The sequence below is a fragment of the uncultured Campylobacter sp. genome, assembly GCF_938030785.1.
GTDB lineage: Bacteria > Campylobacterota > Campylobacteria > Campylobacterales > Campylobacteraceae > Campylobacter_B.
Genome location: NZ_CALHIK010000172.1, coordinates 1 through 2,911, shown reverse-complemented (window position 1 = coordinate 2,911; position 2,911 = coordinate 1). Strand labels below are relative to the sequence as shown.

Here is a 2,911-nt window from a genome sequence, read left to right as displayed (position 1 = left end):
ATCTACAAAAGCGCGAACTGGGCGGAGCGCGAACTATACGATATGATGGGCGTTTGGATTGAAAATCATCCAAATTTAGCGCGCCTAATAATGCCCGATGATTGGTTCGGACACCCGCTTTTGAAGTCCTATCCGCTGCAAGGAGACGAGTTTGCCAAGTGGTACGAGGTGGATAAAATTTTTGGGGTTGGCGCGCGTGAGCGGATCGGCGAAGAAAACCGAAATTCCGCATTCGTGGATGAAAAAGATACCTTTAACTTCGCGCGGCTCTATCACGAGGGCGGTTACGGTGAGCCGCGGCCGCAAGAGAAAATTTTACAAGAATATCAGGAAGAGGGCGGCGTGCGCTTCGTAAAACGCGCTAAACGCGGAATTTACAAGATCATCACAAAGAGAAAATAATGCAAAATCCAAGCAAGCTAAGACCGTTTTTCGAAAACATCGAGTACGAGCGCGAGGGCGCGAATATGATCTTAAATTTCGGTCCGCAGCATCCAAGCGCGCACGGCCAGCTAAAGCTAGTGCTGGAGCTTGACGGCGAGCGAATCGTGCGCGCCCGCCCGGGCGTAGGCTATATGCACCGAGGCATCGAAAAGATGGCCGAAAATATGATCTACGCGGAATTCGTTCCCGTAACAGACCGCGTCGATTATGTCGCATCGGGCTCGAACAACTACGGCTTTTGCGCCGCGGTCGAGAAGCTCTGCGGCATCGAAGTGCCGCGCCGCGCGCAGATCATCCGCACGATCTTGCTGGAGCTTAATCGTATCAGCTCGCACCTTCTGTTTTTGGGTACGCACGCGCTTGATATCGGCGCGATGACGGTGTTTCTCTACTGCTTTCGCTCGCGCGAATACATACTTGATCTCATAGAGAAATACTGCGGCGCGCGCCTCACGCACAATAATATCAAAATCGGCGGCGTCTTTTTGGATCTGCCTAACGGCTGGTTAGAAGAGATGTTGAAATTTTGCGACGAATTCCCGAGCGATATTAAAGAATTTGAAGATATGCTCGATACGAATAGAATTTGGCTGATGCGAACCGAGGGCGTGGGCGTGATCTCGCACGAAGATGCCCTTAGCTGCGGCTGTAGCGGAGTGACGCTGCGCGCTAGCGGACATGCTTGGGATATCCGAAAAGAAGAGCCCTATCTGATCTACGACGAGCTTGATTTTGACGTGCCGTATGCGAGCAAGGGCGACTGCTACGCGCGCTATAAGTGCTATATGGCGGAGATGCGCGAGAGCCTTAAAATTTTGCGCCAGTGCGCGAAGCACTATCCGCTAAGCGATCCGCAAATTTTAGCGATTGACCCCGCTTACGTAAATCCTAGCAAAGAGCAGATCATGACGCAAAACTACTCGCTGATGCAGCATTTCGTGCTAGTCACGCAGGGTTTGCGCCCGCCCGTGGGCGAAATTTACGCCGCGAGCGAGAGTCCTAAGGGCGAGCTTGGATTTTATATCCGCTCGATGGGCGAAAGCCGCCCGTACCGCCTTAAGATCCGCACGCCGAGCTTTTGGCACTGCGCGGTCTATGAGGAAATTTTGCCCGGGCAGTATCTTGCCGATGCCGCGGCGATCATCGGCAGCACGAATATTATCTTAGGCGAGGTGGATCGATGAAGCGCTATGATTTGAGGCATCTGGGCGATAAATTTTTAAACCGCATGGGCGAAATTTTAAAAAATTCCGCTCGCGGCGAGACGATGATCTTTATGTTTGAGATGGGCGATTTCAGCGCGGTTCAAAAGAGCGCCGATCTAGTGGAGGGGCTAAATTCCACGCTTTTAAGCTCGATCCGCTATAACCAAGTCGATTGGATGATAGTCGCAAAAAAGGGGAGAGGATGAAAATTTTAAATTTCGCGCCGCTGCTTAGCCTGCAAAATCCCGCGCTCGCAGCCAGTTTTCGGGGCGCTGAAATTTTAAGCGTATCGCCGCTGCAAGATCCGCATATTCCGGGCGAGCTGATAAAATGCGAGATCGGCGCGCAAAGCTTCGTGCTGGCGCTAATTTGCGCTAGTTTTTGCGACGAGCCCTATTTCGCGGAGCTGGATCTGGAGTACTTAAGCGGCGAAAGCAGCGTGGGCGAGGAGGAGATCGAGCAGATCGCGGAGTTTTTACGGGGAGGCTGCGACGCGATTTTGATCGACGATGCGCTTATTAAAACTCATCCCGACGCCGAAAATATCAAAGCCTTTCTATCTCTCATAGCGGCGAAGTTCGAGATTAAAATTTTAAGCTTACGCGGCGAGCGAGCGGATTTAGGCGCACAAGAGCGGGCAAATTTAAGCCCGCTTAAAGAGCCTGAGAATTTCGACGGCGCCGTGGTTTTCAAACACGGGGCGGACGACCGACTAATCGGCGGAAGGTATTTTAGCATGGTCGCAAAAATCAAGGGCGGCGATCGCATCCGTATCAAAACGCCGCACTTAAATTTAGAAAAAGAATTTATTTTGGATGAGGAGCTAAAGGGCACGATCGCGCTTTTGGGCTCAGGCGGGCAGGGCTTTGGCGGTTATAATTTCGAACTCGCAGAAATTTCTAAGGTTTAAAATGGCAAAGATCACAATCGACGGTAAAGTTTGCGAGTGCGACGAGGGCGAGTATATCTTGCAGGTCGCGCGTCGCTGCGGCGTTTTTATCCCTGCGCTTTGTTATCTAAGCGGCGGTACGCCGACGCTCGCATGCAGGCTTTGTATGGTCGAAGCGGACGGCAAACGCGTCTATAGCTGCAACGCCAAGGCCAAAGACGGCATGGTCGTTTACAGCCGCAGCCCCGAGATCGACGCCGAGCGCGAGGCGATCACGCAGGTTTATTGCATCAACCATCCGATGGCGTGCGGGGTTTGCGATCAAAGCGGCGAGTGCGAGCTTCAAAATTTAGCCCATCTGATGCGCACAAAT

Annotated in this window: 5 protein-coding genes; all 5 read left to right on the top strand. The window is 52.3% G+C overall.

The genetic code is table 11. The features are described 5' to 3' along the window. Positions 1-402, top strand: a 402-nt coding sequence (locus Q0438_RS09980) for an NADH-quinone oxidoreductase subunit C (RefSeq protein ID WP_299190559.1), incomplete at its 5' end; no start/stop codon positions are given. After that, positions 402-1,628, top strand: coding sequence for an NADH dehydrogenase (quinone) subunit D (gene nuoD, locus Q0438_RS09975; RefSeq protein WP_299190558.1), 1,227 nt, complete (start codon positions 402-404; stop codon positions 1,626-1,628). The genes Q0438_RS09980 and nuoD, both read left to right, overlap by 1 nt. After that, complete coding sequence (locus Q0438_RS09970; RefSeq protein ID WP_299190556.1) at positions 1,625-1,855, top strand: NADH-ubiquinone oxidoreductase subunit E family protein; 231 nt, start codon at positions 1,625-1,627, stop codon at positions 1,853-1,855. The genes nuoD and Q0438_RS09970 overlap by 4 nt, the downstream gene beginning before the upstream one ends. Then, on the top strand, positions 1,852-2,559 hold the full coding sequence (locus Q0438_RS09965) for a hypothetical protein (RefSeq protein ID WP_299190554.1): 708 nt from the start codon (positions 1,852-1,854) through the stop codon (positions 2,557-2,559). The genes Q0438_RS09970 and Q0438_RS09965 overlap by 4 nt, the downstream gene beginning before the upstream one ends. Position 2,560: 1 nt before the next feature. Next, on the top strand, positions 2,561-2,911 hold a 351-nt coding region (locus Q0438_RS09960), incomplete at its 3' end, for a 2Fe-2S iron-sulfur cluster-binding protein (protein ID WP_299190553.1).